Here is a 16,733-nt window from a genome sequence, read left to right on the forward strand (position 1 = left end):
TAAGATGCAAAAAACATTTAAAAATTATTGGGCTGTACTTATCCCTATCATTATATTAATAATTACCGGAATTTTTCTTTTGGTAAAAAAATCAGGAAAAAATGACAATTCCATAAAAATTATCGGAATGGTAGATGCCGAGTTTGTTGATGTTTCGTCTTCTTTGCCCGGAAGAATAGATTCGGTTTTTGTACATGAAGGCGATGAAGTGAAAGCCGGACAAACGCTTGCTATTTTGAAAGATGAAGAAATGAATACTATTCAGCAACAGGCTTTGGACGCAATTGTTATTGCAGAAAACACCAAAGATTTAGCCGACAGAGGTGCTGCTCCTGAAATTGTAGAATCGGCAAGAAACCTTCAAAAAATAGCTAAAGACCAAATGATATTGATGGAAAAAACTTATTCCAGATTTTCTCAACTCTATAAAGAAGGTGTAGTTTCCGGACAAGAATATGATTTGGTAAAATTTAGATATCAAGCGGCTCAAAAAGAATTGGAAACTGCAAAATTGAATGTTGAACTTTTGGAAAAAGGGGGTAACCAACAAATGAGAAATAAAGCTGAAGCCTTAGTAAATCAAGCAAAAAACGCTGAAAAACTTACCCAACAAATTAAAGAAAAATCAATTGTAAAAGCTCCGACTTCAGGAATTATTTCCAGTCTCATTTCAAAAACCGGAGAAATGGTAAATGCCGGTTATCCGATGATGACCATTCAAAAAGACCATTCTTTTTCAATTTCTTTTAATTTGAGACAAGATCAAATGTCAAAATTGGAAAAAGGTAGTTTGGTAAAAATAAAAATTCCGGGAGTAATGCCTGAAGAAATTTCCGCCAGAGTCACAGAACTCGCTCCAGCAATGGGTTATGCCGATTTTGTCCCCGAAAACCAAAAAGGACAATTCCAGCTTCGAACTTTTAAAATTAAATGTACACCAATCGATATGAATAAAATACAGGGGCTGAGAGTGGGAATGACCGCGGAATTGATTTTGAAAGACCAAGATTAAAAGAATAGTGTTTTAAATAATATTGGGAATCATAACCCATCGTTTCAACGATGGGGACATTACAAAAGCCACGGTTGAAACCGTGGGCAATGAAAAAAAATAATGAAGCGATTGGGTTTTAAAAAATATTTGAGATCATAACCCATCGTTTCAACGATGGAACATTACAAAAGCACCACTGTTGAAACCGTAGGCAATGAAAAAAATAATGAAGCGATTGGGTTTTAAAAAATATTTGAGATCATAACCCATCGTTTCAACGATGGGGACATTACAAAAGCCACGGTTGAAACCGTGGGCAATGAAAAAAATAAAAAAACAATGTCATGTCACATTCATTCAACAAACTTTGGATACATGCAATTTGGGCAACAAAACTAAGAGAGTCGCTTATTCATCCCGAAATCGAAAAAACCATTCATCAATTTTTATATGATGAATTTAAAGATTTAGGCTGTCCTGTTAAGATTATTAATGGCATGCCAGATCATGTACATTGTTTATTTTTATTAAACCCTCAAAAATCCATTGCTGAGGTAATAAAAACGGTAAAAGGAGTAAGTTCGCACATCGTTAATCAATCCAATTTGATGTCTGGAAAATTCGCATGGCAAACTGGATATGCTGCTTTTTCGGTTTCAGAATCACAATTAGAAAAAATCTATTTCTACATTAAAAATCAAAAAGAACATCATTTACATAAAAATTTTATTGATGAATATGAAGGTTTTCTTAAGAAATATGGATTTGATAATAATAATGAAGAATAAAATGAAAAATCTTCTTAAAATCATCTTCCGAGAATGGAAACGACTTTTCAGTTTGCCCGTATTTTATGTGGTAGGAATTATCGTGCCGCCGATATTATTTTTATTTTATGGATATCTTTATCAAAATAAATTTGCTGAAAATCTACCGGTAGCTATTTGGGATGAAGATCAATCTGAAGTTTCCAGAAAGCTTACCGACATGATGAATGCTACGAAAACCATTAATTTTACAACAGTAGCAAAAAGTGAGAAAGATGTCGAAAATCTTATCCTTTCCGGAAAAGTGGTAGGTGCGGTATATATTCCGAAAAATCTAGAAAAGGATGTTAAAAATTCAAAAAATGCAACCATTGTTGTTTATACCAATGCTGCTTCTTTAGTGGCCTCGAAGATGATTTATAAAGATGCTGCCGGCGTTGTGATAAAAGGTGGTTTGGCTGTGGTTTTACAAAAACTCACCAAACAAGGAATGCCGATACAGCAAGCATCAGCTTTAATACAACCTATAAAACTGAATACTTATACTTTATACAATCCGGATTATAATTATCAGGAATATCTCACTCCAGGACTGATTAGTGTAGCCATCCAAATGGCGTTTATCATTGTTTCGGTTTTACTGCTCAACTGGGAATTAAAAACCAATTCCTTACAAGAATTATTACAAATCTCAGGAAACTCAGCTTCCAATATCATCATAGGTAAATTATTGGCATTATTGAGTATTTCATGGATCCATTTTTTGATGATTCAGTATATTGTTTTTCCGTTATTTGATTTAGAAAAAACAGGGACAACTTTTAATTTTTTCTTGCTCTACAATGGTTTGGTCATCGCTTGTATAGGTTTTGGAATGTTGGTTTCTGCAATATTTGATGATGTTATGCTTTGTGCGGATGTCGCTTTGTTTTTCACCTCACCGGCTTTTGTTTTTAGTGGCTTTACCTTTCCGAGAACCGCCATGCCGTGGTACGACCAATATTATGCTGCCATTATGCCCTATACTTATTTTCTAGATGGTTTTTTGAAAGGTTATTTTATGCAATTACCAGTACGGTATTTTTCAAAAGAATTATGGATTCTAGGATTGATGAGTTTCGGATTCATCAGTTTGTCGATTTTGGCGTATCAATTTAAAATAAATAGAAAAATTTCCAATGTTCAAATCCATTAAAATACTCTTTCTTCGGGAAATCCGATTGGTTGTTAAAGAACATTCTTTACTCCTTACTTTGTTAGGAGCTCCTTTGCTTTATGCTTTTATGTACGGAAGTATCTACATAAACAAAGTAGAAACCCAAGTCCCATTAGCATTAGTGGATGCGGATCAATCCTCACTTTCTAGGACTTTAATCCAAGAAATTTCTTCAGATCCTATGGTCAAAGTTTTGCCAGCTTTTAGTTTAGACGAAGCTCAGGAAATGATGAGAAAAGGAACAGCTGCCGGATATTTTTTTATCGATAAAGATTTTGAAAAAAATATACTTTCTCTTCAACAATCTAATGTAACTTTGGCGGTGAACGCATCCAAATTTCTCCCAGCGAGCGACCTTACGGCACATCTCACTACGATTTGCTTAACCGTTGGCGGTGGTGTTCGGAAAACTTATTTTAACAAACAAGGGATGAATGATAGCCAAGCAATGGCAAATACCAATCCTATTAAATTAGATTACAGACCTTTATTTAACGAAAAAACAGGTTATGGAAATTTTCTTTTACCTGGATTAATGGCGGTTATCCTTCAACAAACTTTACTAATCGGACTTTGTGTGAGTATGTCATTGGAAAGAAAAGATGAAAAATTAGGCGAACTGAACAAATTAGCTTCAGGTTCTTCATCTAACATATTGGTAGGTAAAGGTTTATTTTACTTTTTAGTATATCTTATTTTTTCTCAATTTTTTGTTACCGTAGTATTTTCAGTTTTCGATATGCCTTTTCGGGGGAGCTTTTGGGAGGTTAATTTCTTGATGGCTGTATTTTTTGTTAGCCTGATTCCGATGGCGTTTTTAATAGGAAGTTTTTTCAAAAACACCTTGCTGATTATCCAACTAATGGGTTTTTCGTCCTACCCTATTTTTCTAATTACCGGATATTCCATGCCTTTTGAAAATCTACCATTAGCCATACAATGGATTTCAAATTTACTACCAACCACTCCATTTTTAAGGATTTATACTTTAGTAGTTCAAGGTGGTGGATCAATTATAGACCAACTTCCTAATTTATTTCATTTGGTAGGATTGGGAGTATTCTACACTTTGCTTTTTATTTTTAAAATGAAATATACCTTAAAAAAAACTTCTTAGAGCCTATATAAATTTTATATCTAGATTTTTTGTATAGATATTTAGTGGATTTTGAGTTTTAAAATTGAAGTTTTAGAGGGCTTAAACAAAAATTTAAAATGCAAAATACGCTAAATAGAAAACAAAAAGTCAGATAAGAAAGATTAGAAATAGCCGAATTATTATTTCGGTAAAATTCTAAACGGGTTCTAAATGCAACAGCATTTTACACACATGTATAAAAATCATGTTTTGTAGTTTAAAATTAAGATAAAAAAGTTTTTTTATTTCATTCCGATGTTTTATTTTTGCCGTTAATTAGAATAAATAAAAATAAGCGTCGTTATGAAAAAGATTCTTTATACAGCCCTATTTCTTTGCTCACTCATGTTCAATGCACAGAAAAACTCTTTACTAAGTCCAGAATTTTGGAAATCCAAACCCACTGTGGATGTAGTAAAAGCTGAAGTTGAAAAAGGAAACAGCCCATCCCAATTTAATGGAAATACTTTTGATGCAGCAGCACTTTCCATCACCAACGGTGCACCCATAGAAACCATAAAATTTTTGGTAGAGCAAAACGGAAATTCTGCTAGCAAACTGACGCACGATGGTCGCTTGTACCTGCATTGGGCTGCCATGTCTGGAAATGTAGAAGCGGTAGATTTCCTAATAAAAAAAGGATCGGATGTCAATCTTTTGGATGACAAAGGTCTTACACCTCTTTCTTTCGCTGCAATTTTTGGGGTAAACGATCCTAAAATTTATGAATTGCTCTTCAACGCAGGGGTAAATCCCAAACAAAAATATCAAAACGGTGCCAATGTACTTTTGCTTTCTATCGGAAACGATAAAAATGGTGAATTACAAAAACTTTTCGAATCCAAAGGATTGAAAATCACCGATACCGATGACAAAGGAAATACCGCTTTCGACTATTCTGCAACTTTTGGAAATTTAGATTTCCTAAAAAAACTACACGCTCAAGGCATAAAAGCACACGGTTCTGCCATCATCAATGCAGCACAAGGAACAAGAAGATCTTCTAATGGCATTGAAATCTTTAAATATCTGATTGAAGATGTAAAAGTAAGTCCTATGGCAACATCCGAGGATGGAGCAACGGCTTTGCAAATTATTGCTAGAAAACCTAAACAAACCGAAATTATTACCTATCTAATTTCTAAAGGTGCAGATGCCAACAAAGCTGACACCGAAGGCAACACTCCTCTGATGATGGCTTCTGCAAGTCATGAATTGGACAATGTTAAATTATTAGCTGCACATACAAAAAACATCAATACCGTAAATAAAAATGGGGAATCTGCACTTTCTTTCGCTGTAAAAAATGGAGCAGCAGAAATCATTGCATTTTTATTGGACAAAAAAGCGGATACCAAAGTTTTGGACAACAAAGGAAACAATCTTGCCTATTATCTTGTGCAATCCTATAGACCAAGCAGACCTGGACAAAAAGATGAATTTTCTGAAAAGTTAAACATTCTAAAAACAACAGGGATTAATTTCGCAAATCCACAAAAAGACGGCTCTACCCTACTGCACCTTGCGGTAGCAAAAAACGACATTAACCTTTTCAAAAAATTAGCCGACTTCAACATCAACATTAATGCAACGGATAAGGATAAGATGACGGCTCTACACAAAGCTGCCTTGGTTGCCAAAGACGATGTTGTTTTGAAATACTTAGTATCTTTGGGTGCAGATAAATCTTTGAAAACTGAATTTGACGAAACTGCTTTTGACTTGGCCAATGAAAATGAAGCCTTGAAAAAATCAAATGTGGACATCAATTTCTTAAAATAGCATTTAACCCAACTCCTATTTATTCATCAAAAATAAAAATCATACATGAAAAATATTCTGAAAATCGGTTTCGTAACCCTATTCACTTTTGCATCTTTTGGATTTGCCAACGCACAAACTTCCAAATACAAATGCATGTTACAAATGACCAATTATAGTGGCGAAGGTGCATACATTGTGGTTTCTTTGGTTAACCCACAAGGAAAATATGAGAAAACACTCTACATGATGGGACCAGAAAAAAAATGGCACGACACGCTAAAACAATGGTACAGATCGGGCGGAAACAAAGTAAAACTTAACGGAATAACCGGTGCATCGGTTGCAGGTGGCGACAGAAGTATTGTCAACATTTCCGTGGATGACAAATACCTGGACAAAGGGTATAAAATCCGTTTTGAAACCGCAGTTGAAGATGGCAAGTACCATGTTTCTGATGCCGAAGTTCCGTTCACAAAGGCTGGAGTTTCCGAAAAAACAGAAGGTAAAGGTTACATCCGATATGTAAAATTGATCAAATCTTAATTTAATTGTCAATACTACAAACACTTTTCCAAAGTTTGAGACTTTGGAAAAGTCGTTTTTAACCCATAATTTTTTCTAAAAAATGACCGTATCCCTCTGGAGATTTGCCCATCTTTCCATCGCTGTTATCGCAAGTTTGTTTCTCATCTTGGCTTCGGCTACAGGTGTTATCTTGGCTTATGATGCAGCACAAGAAAATCTACAACCTTACAAAGTTGAAAATTTCAAATCCTTAAATCTTGCTACTTCCATTCCAAAAATAAAAGAAATATATCCTGAAATCACAGAGATTAATATTGATGACAATGGTTTTGTACTTTTAGAAGGATCGGATGCGGATGGCAATTCGGTAAAAGGATACATCGATCCCAACACCGGGAAATTTTTAGGAAAACCTTTGGTAAAAAGCTCATTTATCGAATGGAATATCCAACTGCACCGCTCATTATTTTTAAAAGAAACCGGCAGATATTTAGTGGGTATCGTTTCTATTTTACTTTTTCTGATGGGCTTTTCTGGTTTAATTTTGATCTTGAAAAGGCAACAAGGGGCACAACATTTTTTTGATAAAATAAAAAAAGATTCTCTTCCCCAATATCTGCATGTGGTATCCGGGCGACTGCTGCTCCTTCCAATTGCATTCATCACACTTACAGCAACTTATCTTTTCTTATATCGTTTTGATTATTTACCAAAACCAAAAACTGAGAAAATAAAATATGAAGTAAATAAGGACAAAAGCTTGAAAATTTCTGAATTCCCAATCTTTCAGAACACGGCATTGTCTCAGGTTAAAAAAATTGAATTCCCTTTTATCGAAGACGATCCTGAAGAAAACTTCATCATCAAACTAAAAGACAGAAACATCACGGTGAATCAAATAAACGGTACCGTGATCGAAGAACAAGCTCTTGCAAAAACAGAGATTTGGGAAGATATGAATCTGAAATTGCACACCGGAAGAGGCAATTTTACCTTGGCCTTGGTATTGGGGATTACTTCATTTTCCATTTTGGCATTCATCTACACCGGTTTTGCAATTACCTTCAAGAGAACACGCAATAAAATAAAGAACAACGGAAATGCAAATAATGCTGAAATCGTCCTATTGATAGGGTCCGAGAACGGCTCTACCCTGGGATTTGCCAACCACATCTGCAAACAATTAACTTCAATTAACAAAAAAGTTTTTGTAGCCGAACTTAACAAATATCAAGAGTTTCCAAAAGCCGATCATCTGATCATTATGACCTCAACTTACGGTTTGGGTGATGCCCCAAGCAATGCCGATCATTTTCTAAATCTATTGGACAAAGTCCATCAGAATAAAAAAATACAGGTGAGCATCGTCGGTTTTGGTTCCAAATCCTATGACGATTATTGTGCTTATGCTGAAAAAATTCAGGAAAAAATTTCTGGAAAAGATTGGGCAGAGATCATCACTTCTATGCATAAAGTAAACGACAAATCGACCGTTGAATTTACTGAATGGGTGAAAAATTGGGCGAGTCAAACTCTTATTCCATTAGCGACAACACCGGCTTTGTATCAACAAAAAGTCGAGCATCTAAAGGAATTTGTTGTTACCGGCAGAAGTGAGATTGTAGATGAAGCAACCACTTTCAAAGTCTATTTGAAACCTAAGGCAAAATTAAAATTCCAATCCGGAGATTTGCTGGCTATTTACCCAAAAAATGATCATACCGAAAGATTTTATTCCGTAGGAAAAGTGGAAGAAACCGTACAATTGGTGGTAAAATTACATGAAAACGGATTGGGATCGGGCTTTCTTCATCGCTTGAAAGAAGGTGACGAAATAAAAGCACGATTGATGGAAAATGTAGAATTTCATTTCCCCAAAAAAGCAAAAAAAGTCATCATGATCGCCAACGGAACCGGTATTGCACCTTTCCTTGGTATGATAGAAGAAAACATGAACAAGATCGAAAGCCATCTGTACTGCGGCTTTAGGCACGACAATCAATTGACAAAGTCGTATCAAAACTTTTCGGAAAAACAAATAGAACAAGGAAAGCTGGCCTCTTTTCAAATGGCTTTTTCTAAAGGCGAGCAACAACACTATGTAATGGATTTGGTAAGAAAAGATACTGAAACTTTCATAGATCTTATAAAAAACAAAGAATACATCATGATTTGTGGTGCTCTAAAAATGCAACAGGACATAGAAAAGTTATTGAAGGAACTGAGCCTGGAAAATGGTTTGAGCTTCGACGAATATAAAAACCAAGGGTATCTGTTGACCGACTGTTATTAATCATCATGAAAATTTCAAAATTCATTTCATTTTTCTGCTTACTTCAAGCAGTATTTGTTTTTTCACAAATACAAATTACCCGTTCGGTGACTTTGATGGGCAGTCGTTTCGACATCACACTGGTAGGAAAAGATACTGTGAGCATCAACAAAAATATAGACCTTGCAGTAAGCGAAATAGACCGAATAGAAAACCAAATCTCTGAGTGGAGGCCAGAAACTCCCATCTCACAAGTCAATAAATTTGCTGGAATACAGCCTGTTGTCGTATCCAAAGAGATCATAAATTTGACAAAAACAGCTTTGTATTTTTCAAAAATCACCAACGGGGCATTCGATATCAGCATTGTTGCCATGGACAAAATTTGGAAATTCGACGGCTCTATGAAAATCATGCCATCGGCTGAAGCAATCAAAAACTCGGTTCGTAATGTGGGCTATAGAAACATCATCATCAATGAAAAGAATTCAACTTTATATTTAAAAAATAAAGGCATGAAAATCGGTTTTGGATCTATAGGAAAAGCCTATGCTGCCGACAAAGCCAAAGAATTGATGATGAAAATTGGAGTAAAAGCAGGAATCATCAACGCTGCCGGCGATGTTACGACATGGGGAAAACAACCCGATGGAGAGCCGTGGTACATTGGAGTGCAGAATCCGTTTCAACCCGACGAAGTCGATGATGTAATCGAAATGAACAACAATGCGGTAGTCACTTCGGGAAGTTATGAAAAGTACGCTGAAATCGATGGAAAAAGATACTCACACATCATCAATCCAAAAACCGGGATGCCCTCAACCGGGCTAATTTCCGTAACCGTCATGGGTCCCAATGCCACCCTTGCCAATGGACTGAGTACATCCATCATGGTGATGGGCAACAACAAAGGACTGCGATTGATGAAAAAATTCCCATCCTACAAATGCATTATGATTGGTGAAACAGGAAAGATCATAAAAAACTAACTTTAATAATATTTATAATCATCCTAAATTAACCTCTAATTATTAAATTTATCAAAAAATGTAAATAATATTGATATATTTGCGCATCTTAAATCAAGTAATGATATTTATCATCATTTATTAAGTTTAAAACTAATAAAAATCATATTCAATTAGGATAGATTTATCTGATTAAGATCTACATTTGTAAAAAAATTTAGTCGTATGAATAAGTCAATTTTGAAAATCATGACCGCTGTAATCTTAATGGGAGGATTAACAGCTTGTAAACAAAATCCCGGTGAAGCAAAATCTACTGATGGAGGTGCTGGAACCAATGCAATTGAAATCGCTGCAGAAGGTACACCTGAAACATTAGAATTAACAGCAGCTCCTAATGTACCAAAACCTGTTTTGGATAGAGCAGCTAAAAAAGTAATCGTAAACCTAGTAACTACTGAAGAAGAAGCTGAAATTGATGAAGGTGTAAAATATAAAGTTTGGACTTTCAACCACACCGTACCTGGGTCGTTCATCCGTGTAAGAGTTGGTGATGAAGTTCAATTGAACATCAAAAACGAAGCAAGCAGCACATTGCCACACAACATCGATTTACATGCTGTAAATGGACCTGGAGGTGGTGCAGAAGCTACTTTCGTAGCTCCTGGTAAAGAAGCTTCTTTCAACTTCAAAGCTCTTAACCCTGGATTGTATGTTTACCACTGTGCTGCTCCACCAGTACCAATGCACATTGCTAACGGTATGTACGGTCTGATCTTGGTAGAACCAGAAGGAGGTTTGCCTAAAGTAGATAGAGAATACTACATCATGCAAGGTGAGTACTACATCAAAGGGAAGTACGAGCAAAAAGGTTTCCACGAATTTGATCTAGAAAAAGGTATCGCTGAAAACCCTGATTATGTAGTTTTCAACGGTAGAAAAGGCTCCATGTTAGGTCCAAAAGTATTGGAAGCAAAAGTGGGAGAAACCGTAAGACTATTCGTTGGTAACGGTGGACCAAACCTAACTTCTTCTTTCCATGTTATCGGAGAAATCTTTGACAAAGTATATGTAGAAGGTGGAGACATGATCAACAAAAATGTACAAACAACCCTAATCCCTGCTGGTGGATCTGCAATTGTAGAGTTCAAAGTAGAGGTTCCGGGTGTGTACAACATCGTAGATCACTCGATCTTTAGAGTATTCAACAAAGGAGCTTTAGCGCAACTTAAAGTTACTGGAGCCGAAAACGAAAAAGTTTTTAAGAAAGTTAAATAAATAATTGAAGGGGCTCCTAAAGAGCCCCATTTTTTTTCTATGAAGAATTTTTGGATCATCCTATGTCTGGCATTTTTACACTCTTGTCAATCCGGTCAAGAGAAAAAATATGTTGCCAATAAAGAAAAAGTTAAGAATGAAAAAATCGTTTCCAACAAAAAAATGATTTTTATTGAAGGTGGACAATACACTCCTTTTTACGGGAGAAAAGATACCTTGGTCACCGTAAAACCTTTCTTGATGGATGAAACGCCAATAACCAATGCAGAGTTTCTAGAATTTGTAAAGAAAAATCCACAATGGAGCAAAAGCAAGATAAAAGCCATCTATGCAGACTCTACTTATTTGAAAGATTGGCCATCCGATTTTGAATTGCCCAAAAATTACAAACCCAACAGTCCGGTTTGCAATGTTTCTTGGTTTGCAGCCAAAGCCTATTCTGAAAGTGTGGGCAAACGATTGCCAACCCAAGACGAATGGGAATTTGTTGCCCAAGCCGATGATGTGGTAAAGAATGCCACGAAAAAACCTTCGTACTCTTCGGATATCATCGACTTGTACAATGTAAAAAACAAGCAATACAACGAGATTGCCCTATCCAAACCCAATGCATACGGAATATACAACATGTTCGATTTGATATGGGAATGGTCAGAGGATTTCAATTCAACCCTAACAACGGGAGATTCTAGAAAAAGTCAGTTCGACGACAAACAGCTTAGTTGTGCCGGATCTGCCATCTCTGCAAACGACATCTACAATTATGCTGCATTTATGAGATTCGCCTTCAGAACCAGCGTTCAAGCGAACTATTCTGTGTCCAATCTCGGTTTTAGATGTGCTAAAGATGCCCCCGAAAATTATACAAATCAAAAGTAATTTTCATAAAAAAATATTTAATAGTATGAAAAAGTTAATTCTTATGTTGATGCTGGGATTGGGACTGATCTCTTGCCAGGACAAACAAAAAATAGAATACCTACCCTCCAATTCCATTTACAATTTATCCTCAGAATGGACCAATCAGGATGGCAAAAACATGCACTTTAGTGACATGATAGGAAAGAACATGATTGTGGTAATGATCTACACCACTTGCAAAACGGCTTGTCCACTTTTGGTTGCCGACATGAAAAAGGTGAAATCTCAAATCCCTGAGGATTTATTAAAAGAAACCAATCTGGTTTTGGTATCCATAGATCCGGAAACCGACACTCCTGAGAAATTGAATTCTTTTGCTAAAACCAATAAAATGTACGGAGAACCTTGGATCTTTTTAAGAAGCAACGAGGACGATACCAAAGAATTTGCCAACATCCTATCGATGAAGTATAAAAAAATCTCTCCAATCGAGTTTTCTCACTCTAATATCATATCCATTTTCAATAAAAAAGGAGAAATGATGAGTCAGGAAGAAGGTGCCGGCATCAACGCGGAAAAAGTGGTTGCAGAGCTGAAAAAGATTAAAAACTAAAATTAATTTTCCAAGCAAAAATAAATTAGGCTTTCTGTTTATCCAGAAAGCCTAATTTCATTATTGTTATTTCGATTTCTTAATCGTTATCATCATCTTCATAGAAATCATCGCCGTAGCCATCGTTTTCTTCATCATCATCAAAGCTGTCGTCGTCTTCATCTGAAAAATTAGAATTTTCAAAATCATCAAATCCAAAATCATCGTCCATCAATGGCATTGCTGGTTTTTTTGTTTTGGATGCGGCACCGGATTTCCCTGGAGCTTTCATCGGTACATTTCCGAATCTAAATACCGTAATGGGATAGTTCACTGCTGGTTTTTCATCGATTACCTCGATCAACTCACAGAAAAATTCCCAAAGGTCGATAAATCCATACTGAAACTGAGCCTTATCACCAACTTTTTCAAAAGCTTCGGACAGATATACATCCGACATAATTTCCGCATCACCTTCATCGCTCATGTCTTCCAAAGGAACCGTTTTGGTTATGGTACCGTCATTTTCGATTAAATTAAATGCTGACAACTCTTCTCCTTGCAGGCTAAAAGCAGATTTAATCCCCAAATGCAAGTTCCAAAGTGTCTGTTTTTCTTTAATTTCGATGTCTCTGAAGATGTCATCTTTGGCGTCTAAAATTACCCTTATTTTATAAACCATTCTCTTGTAATATAATTTGTTTTACTTTAGTTTTTCGGCTACAAATATAAAACAATTGAGAGTGGACAAAAAAGTATTTATCCCTGTTTTTTTCAAAAAAAAATGTTTACATTTCGCTCTATTTCAAAGGATTTTAAACTCTGTTAACGGTTGGTACGAAAAATTTATCTTTAGCCAAAGAAAATTATAAATCGTTATAATTTCTTCAAAAAACCAATCTTTTATTTTGAATTATTACGGATAAGAATTAGGAATTTTAGAGTCTAAAGACCGTGGTAATGAAAATGTAAAAACTGTACCTTCCAGATAGATGCTTTTTACTGAAATATTCTCGTGATGTGCATCTAAAATATGTTTCACAATAGCCAGGCCCAATCCAGAACCGCCTTCTCTCCTACTCCTGCTGCTCTCCACACGATAGAATCGTTCGAAAATCCTGGATAACAATTCGGGTTTTATTCCCATCCCGTTATCTTCTATACCAATATTCACTTTAGTACCTTGAAGTTCTACGATTGCCGTGATGGTTGCATTTTCTCGGTTAGAATAATATACGGCATTGGAAATTAAGTTGATCAGTACCTGAAAGATTTTCTGTTTATCGGCTTTTACCATAACTTGTTGTGGTGCAATTAGATTAAACTTTGCTTGGGTCTTTGATGCTTCCCAATCCAAAAGATCAAAAATTTCTTGAATCATGGAGATTAGATCAAAACTAGAGATATTGAGTTCTATTTCTCCGGTTTCAAATTTATTGATCATGTCCAAATCAACTACTATGGCCAATAATCGTTCCGTTAGGGTATTGATTCGTTCTAGGTATTTGTCCCGGATATTGATGTTTTCGACCCCTCCATCCATTAGGGTTTCCAAATATCCTTGAATGGAGAAAAGTGGGGTTTTCAGTTCGTGAGAAATATTCCCCATGTATTCTTTTCTATAATTCTCCATGGATTTCATGGTATCGATTTCATCGGCATTTTTCTGGCTGTATTCAGATACTTTTTCACCAAGCGTTCTCAGATTCATCTCTTCTTCTTGATTGATTATTTCATCCGGCAGAATGGTGGAAATTCTTTTTATCTGTCTTTTTCCATAGAAATTAAACAAGAGTTCTAAGACCAAATAGTTGGCAGCCATCATCATCATAAAGCTTAGAAATAATGAAGTGTACATCGCAACTCCTGTTTCTTGAAGCCGGTCTTTGGTAAGGTCAAAAACCAAAGCCACCAACAGCATGATGGTGGTGAGCAAGACTGAGGCTAGAAAAGTAAGTCTGTGAAACTTGAATTTCATTGATTATTTGTTTTGAACCAACACCAATTTGTAACCAATACCTTTCAGGGTTTGTATGGATTCCATACCCAATTTTTCTCTCAATCTTCTTACATGTACATCAATGGTTCTTTCGCCAACCACCACTTCGTTTCCCCAAACTTTATCCAAAATTTCGTCTCGTGTAAAGACTTTTTCTGTATTGCTTGCCAAGAGATACAGCAAATCAAATTCTTTTTTGGGCAGTACAAAATTTTGTCCGTCTTGGGTTACCTTGAAATTGTCTTTATCGATTAAAAGTTTGCCAATTTTTATATTTTTAGTAGCTTCAGCAACCTGAGAGGTCAGTTTTAACAAGGCATTCACCTTAGAAATCAAAACTTTTGGTTTAATGATTTTCACGATATAATCATTGGCTCCGGCGTTATAACCTGCTAATTGAGAGAACTCTTCTGATCGAGCAGAAAGAAAAACAATTAAAGTTTTTTGCAATTCTTTTATTTGTCGGAGTTCTTCACAAGTTTCTATTCCGTCTTTTCCGGGCATCATGACATCCAATAAGATCAAATCCGGCAACACTTCCTTAGCTTTTTCAATACCTTCAATACCGTTTTGTGCGGTATGGACTTCGTATCCTTCTTTTTCTAGATTATAGGAAAGTATTTCTAGGATATCTTGTTCGTCATCTACCATAAGAATTTTTTTTCTGTTCATCTACAGTCGGTCTTAGTTTACAGTTTATTAAAATCAAAAGTTTCATCAATGTTAATTTCCTTTTATCCGAAAAAACATGAATGAACCCCTCAATTGACTTTTCAAAAATAATGAAAATATATTTCGGTATTGTGCTTTGTTTTATTGTTCATGTATTTTTAACATTGGAAGGTTTTTGTTCATTTAAAATTAAAGAAGGCTTCCTAAAAAGAAAGCCTTGTGTTAAATTTGTATTAAGAATATTGGAATTTTCGGATGGCATCCAATGTTTTTTCGATTTCGACATCGTTAATGGCATGCGAAATAAACCAAGTTTCGTAGCCACTTGGTGGTAGATAAATCCCCTGAGAAAGCAATTGGTGGAAAAAATTATTAAAAAGCGGATGATTGGCTTGCATGGCTTCATCAAAATTAGAGACTTTGTTGGTATGAAAGAAAACCGACATCATGGATCCTTTTCTGTTGATGCGGTGTCCAATGCCTTTTTCATTCAAAATTTTTCCAATCTCAAAATCCAAAGTTTCCGTTGTTTTCTCTAATTTATTATAAAAATTTTCATCATTTTTAATAAGCTGCAGCGTGGTCAGTCCGGCTCTCATTGCCAAAGGATTACCGCTCAGTGTTCCGGCTTGGTACACGGCACCTTTAGGAGCCAGGTGATCCATAATTTCGTTTCTAGCAGCAAATGCACCCACCGGAAGTCCACCTCCAATAACTTTTCCGTAGGTTACGATATCGGCTTTCACACCCAAGGCCTCTTGTGCCCCACCAAAAGCCAAACGGAAGCCCGTCATTACTTCGTCAAAAATCAGAAGGCTTTGGTTCTCGTCACATATTTTTCTTAGGTTTTGCAAGAAATTATTTTCCGGAAGTACACAACCCATATTTCCTGCGATGGGCTCTATGATGATGGCTGCTATCTCACCGGAATTATTTATGAATAAATCCTGAACCTGCTCCCAATCGTTATATCTTGCTAATAAAGTATCCTGAGCGGTACCTGGAGTAACGCCCGGCGAATTGGGATTGCCAAAAGTTGCAGCTCCACTACCTGCCTTTATCAAGAAAGAATCCGAATGTCCGTGGTAGCAACCCTCGAATTTTATAATTTTATTTCGTCCTGTAAAACCTCTAGCCAAACGAACGGCACTCATACACGCTTCTGTACCTGAAGACACCATTCGGATTTGGTCGATATTCGGTACATTTCCAATGATGAATTTGGCAATTTCCGTTTCCAATTCTGTTGGAGTCCCGTATGAAAAACCTTTCTCAGCTTGTTTTTTGATGGCTTCTAAAACCTCTGGATGGGTATGTCCCAAAATTGCCGGTCCCCAAGAATTGATGTAATCGACATAGGTATTATCGTCTTCATCGGTAAGGTAAGCACCTTCTGCCGATTTCATAAACAACGGCACACCACCAACCGATTTGAAAGCACGAACCGGAGAGTTGACACCACCTGGAATATAGTTTTGAGCTTCATCAAACAAAGCCGAACTTCTTTGATATTTCATAGTATTTCTTTTCTTTTTTATCTAAAAAATTTGACATGCAAAATTATGAATTTTAAAAGACAAAATGGTAGTTTTATCAGCTTAAAAGACATTTATAAAATAAGTACTGACCACTCCGGCATCAACATCATCGCCATAAAAAAAATACATTGGCAACATTTTTGTTAATT

16 protein-coding genes are annotated in these 16,733 nt (G+C 35.9%); 12 read left to right on the forward strand and 4 right to left on the reverse strand.

Annotated elements, in window-relative coordinates:
- Positions 1 to 4: 4 nt before the first annotated feature.
- The 11 genes from H9Q20_RS02505 (at position 5) to H9Q20_RS02555 (ending at position 12,396) form a co-directional block, all read left to right on the forward strand.
- The gene (locus H9Q20_RS02505) at positions 5 to 1,012 is read left to right on the forward strand and encodes an HlyD family secretion protein (RefSeq protein WP_187478223.1); all 1,008 of its coding nucleotides are present in this window, start codon (positions 5 to 7) and stop codon (positions 1,010 to 1,012) included.
- Positions 1,013 to 1,338: 326 nt separating this feature from the next.
- Positions 1,339 to 1,782, forward strand: coding sequence for an IS200/IS605 family transposase (gene tnpA, locus H9Q20_RS02510; protein ID WP_187478224.1), 444 nt, complete (start codon positions 1,339 to 1,341; stop codon positions 1,780 to 1,782).
- A 1-nt stretch (position 1,783) separates the two neighbouring features.
- Positions 1,784 to 2,956 carry an ABC transporter permease gene (locus tag H9Q20_RS02515; protein WP_187478225.1) on the forward strand — a complete coding sequence of 391 codons (1,173 nt, stop codon included), beginning with the start codon at positions 1,784 to 1,786 and terminating at the stop codon, positions 2,954 to 2,956.
- Complete coding sequence (locus tag H9Q20_RS02520; RefSeq protein WP_262385563.1) at positions 2,940 to 4,094, forward strand: ABC transporter permease; 1,155 nt, start codon at positions 2,940 to 2,942, stop codon at positions 4,092 to 4,094. Before H9Q20_RS02515 ends, H9Q20_RS02520 begins: the two co-directional genes overlap by 17 nt.
- 324 nt (positions 4,095 to 4,418) lie before the next feature.
- Positions 4,419 to 5,897, forward strand: a complete 1,479-nt coding sequence (locus H9Q20_RS02525; protein ID WP_187478226.1) for an ankyrin repeat domain-containing protein — start codon at positions 4,419 to 4,421, stop codon at positions 5,895 to 5,897.
- A gap of 45 nt (positions 5,898 to 5,942) precedes the next feature.
- Positions 5,943 to 6,422, forward strand: a complete 480-nt coding sequence (locus H9Q20_RS02530) for a DUF2271 domain-containing protein (protein WP_124640669.1) — start codon at positions 5,943 to 5,945, stop codon at positions 6,420 to 6,422.
- An 82-nt stretch (positions 6,423 to 6,504) separates the two neighbouring features.
- A complete protein-coding gene (locus H9Q20_RS02535; RefSeq protein ID WP_187478227.1) occupies positions 6,505 to 8,697 on the forward strand; it encodes a PepSY domain-containing protein in 2,193 nt (730 codons plus the stop codon).
- A gap of 5 nt (positions 8,698 to 8,702) precedes the next feature.
- The gene (locus tag H9Q20_RS02540; protein WP_187478228.1) at positions 8,703 to 9,665 is read left to right on the forward strand and encodes an FAD:protein FMN transferase; all 963 of its coding nucleotides are present in this window, start codon (positions 8,703 to 8,705) and stop codon (positions 9,663 to 9,665) included.
- Positions 9,666 to 9,869: 204 nt separating this feature from the next.
- A complete protein-coding gene (nirK, locus tag H9Q20_RS02545; RefSeq protein ID WP_124640666.1) occupies positions 9,870 to 10,922 on the forward strand; it encodes a copper-containing nitrite reductase in 1,053 nt (350 codons plus the stop codon).
- A 39-nt stretch (positions 10,923 to 10,961) separates the two neighbouring features.
- Positions 10,962 to 11,801: a formylglycine-generating enzyme family protein gene (locus H9Q20_RS02550; protein WP_124640665.1), complete on the forward strand. Its 840-nt coding sequence runs from the start codon at positions 10,962 to 10,964 to the stop codon at positions 11,799 to 11,801.
- Between the two features lie 25 nt (positions 11,802 to 11,826).
- Positions 11,827 to 12,396, forward strand: coding sequence for an SCO family protein (locus H9Q20_RS02555; protein WP_124640664.1), 570 nt, complete (start codon positions 11,827 to 11,829; stop codon positions 12,394 to 12,396).
- 79 nt (positions 12,397 to 12,475) lie between these two features.
- Here the strand turns inward: H9Q20_RS02555 and H9Q20_RS02560 are convergent, their stop codons facing one another.
- From H9Q20_RS02560 to hemL, 4 genes are all read right to left on the reverse strand, one after another.
- Complete coding sequence (locus H9Q20_RS02560) at positions 12,476 to 13,057, reverse strand: IS1096 element passenger TnpR family protein (RefSeq protein WP_187478229.1); 582 nt, start codon at positions 13,055 to 13,057, stop codon at positions 12,476 to 12,478.
- A gap of 234 nt (positions 13,058 to 13,291) precedes the next feature.
- Positions 13,292 to 14,353, reverse strand: coding sequence for a sensor histidine kinase (locus H9Q20_RS02565; RefSeq protein ID WP_124640662.1), 1,062 nt, complete (start codon positions 14,351 to 14,353; stop codon positions 13,292 to 13,294).
- A gap of 3 nt (positions 14,354 to 14,356) precedes the next feature.
- Entirely contained in the window at positions 14,357 to 15,046 is a 690-nt protein-coding gene (locus H9Q20_RS02570) for a response regulator transcription factor (protein WP_124640661.1), read from the reverse strand.
- Positions 15,047 to 15,279: 233 nt separating this feature from the next.
- Positions 15,280 to 16,563 carry a glutamate-1-semialdehyde 2,1-aminomutase gene (gene hemL, locus H9Q20_RS02575; RefSeq protein WP_124640660.1) on the reverse strand — a complete coding sequence of 428 codons (1,284 nt, stop codon included), beginning with the start codon at positions 16,561 to 16,563 and terminating at the stop codon, positions 15,280 to 15,282.
- A 45-nt stretch (positions 16,564 to 16,608) separates the two neighbouring features.
- On the opposite strand from hemL, the gene H9Q20_RS13230 reads away from it, so the two are divergent.
- Entirely contained in the window at positions 16,609 to 16,731 is a 123-nt protein-coding gene (locus H9Q20_RS13230; RefSeq protein ID WP_262385564.1) for a hypothetical protein, read from the forward strand.
- Positions 16,732 to 16,733 lie beyond the last annotated feature (2 nt).

Origin of the sequence: Amniculibacterium sp. G2-70 (assembly GCF_014353055.1) — a bacterium.
In the GTDB taxonomy this organism is placed as follows: Bacteria; Bacteroidota; Bacteroidia; order Flavobacteriales; family Weeksellaceae; genus Amniculibacterium; species Amniculibacterium aquaticum.

What these genes read in the sequence shown, in the direction of transcription:
- H9Q20_RS02505 (WP_187478223.1), top strand. Translation starts at nt 5, where the DNA reads ATGCAAAAAACATTTAAAAATTATTGGGCTGTACTTATCCCTATCATT.
- tnpA (WP_187478224.1), top strand. Translation starts at nt 1,339, where the DNA reads ATGTCACATTCATTCAACAAACTTTGGATACATGCAATTTGGGCAACA.
- H9Q20_RS02515 (WP_187478225.1), top strand. Translation starts at nt 1,784, where the DNA reads ATGAAAAATCTTCTTAAAATCATCTTCCGAGAATGGAAACGACTTTTC.
- H9Q20_RS02520 (WP_262385563.1), top strand. Translation starts at nt 2,940, where the DNA reads ATGTTCAAATCCATTAAAATACTCTTTCTTCGGGAAATCCGATTGGTT.
- H9Q20_RS02525 (WP_187478226.1), top strand. Translation starts at nt 4,419, where the DNA reads ATGAAAAAGATTCTTTATACAGCCCTATTTCTTTGCTCACTCATGTTC.
- H9Q20_RS02530 (WP_124640669.1), top strand. Translation starts at nt 5,943, where the DNA reads ATGAAAAATATTCTGAAAATCGGTTTCGTAACCCTATTCACTTTTGCA.
- H9Q20_RS02535 (WP_187478227.1), top strand. Translation starts at nt 6,505, where the DNA reads ATGACCGTATCCCTCTGGAGATTTGCCCATCTTTCCATCGCTGTTATC.
- H9Q20_RS02540 (WP_187478228.1), top strand. Translation starts at nt 8,703, where the DNA reads ATGAAAATTTCAAAATTCATTTCATTTTTCTGCTTACTTCAAGCAGTA.
- nirK (WP_124640666.1), top strand. Translation starts at nt 9,870, where the DNA reads ATGAATAAGTCAATTTTGAAAATCATGACCGCTGTAATCTTAATGGGA.
- H9Q20_RS02550 (WP_124640665.1), top strand. Translation starts at nt 10,962, where the DNA reads ATGAAGAATTTTTGGATCATCCTATGTCTGGCATTTTTACACTCTTGT.
- H9Q20_RS02555 (WP_124640664.1), top strand. Translation starts at nt 11,827, where the DNA reads ATGAAAAAGTTAATTCTTATGTTGATGCTGGGATTGGGACTGATCTCT.
- H9Q20_RS02560 (WP_187478229.1), bottom strand. Translation starts at nt 13,057, where the DNA reads ATGGTTTATAAAATAAGGGTAATTTTAGACGCCAAAGATGACATCTTC.
- H9Q20_RS02565 (WP_124640662.1), bottom strand. Translation starts at nt 14,353, where the DNA reads ATGAAATTCAAGTTTCACAGACTTACTTTTCTAGCCTCAGTCTTGCTC.
- H9Q20_RS02570 (WP_124640661.1), bottom strand. Translation starts at nt 15,046, where the DNA reads ATGAACAGAAAAAAAATTCTTATGGTAGATGACGAACAAGATATCCTA.
- hemL (WP_124640660.1), bottom strand. Translation starts at nt 16,563, where the DNA reads ATGAAATATCAAAGAAGTTCGGCTTTGTTTGATGAAGCTCAAAACTAT.
- H9Q20_RS13230 (WP_262385564.1), top strand. Translation starts at nt 16,609, where the DNA reads ATGAATTTTAAAAGACAAAATGGTAGTTTTATCAGCTTAAAAGACATT.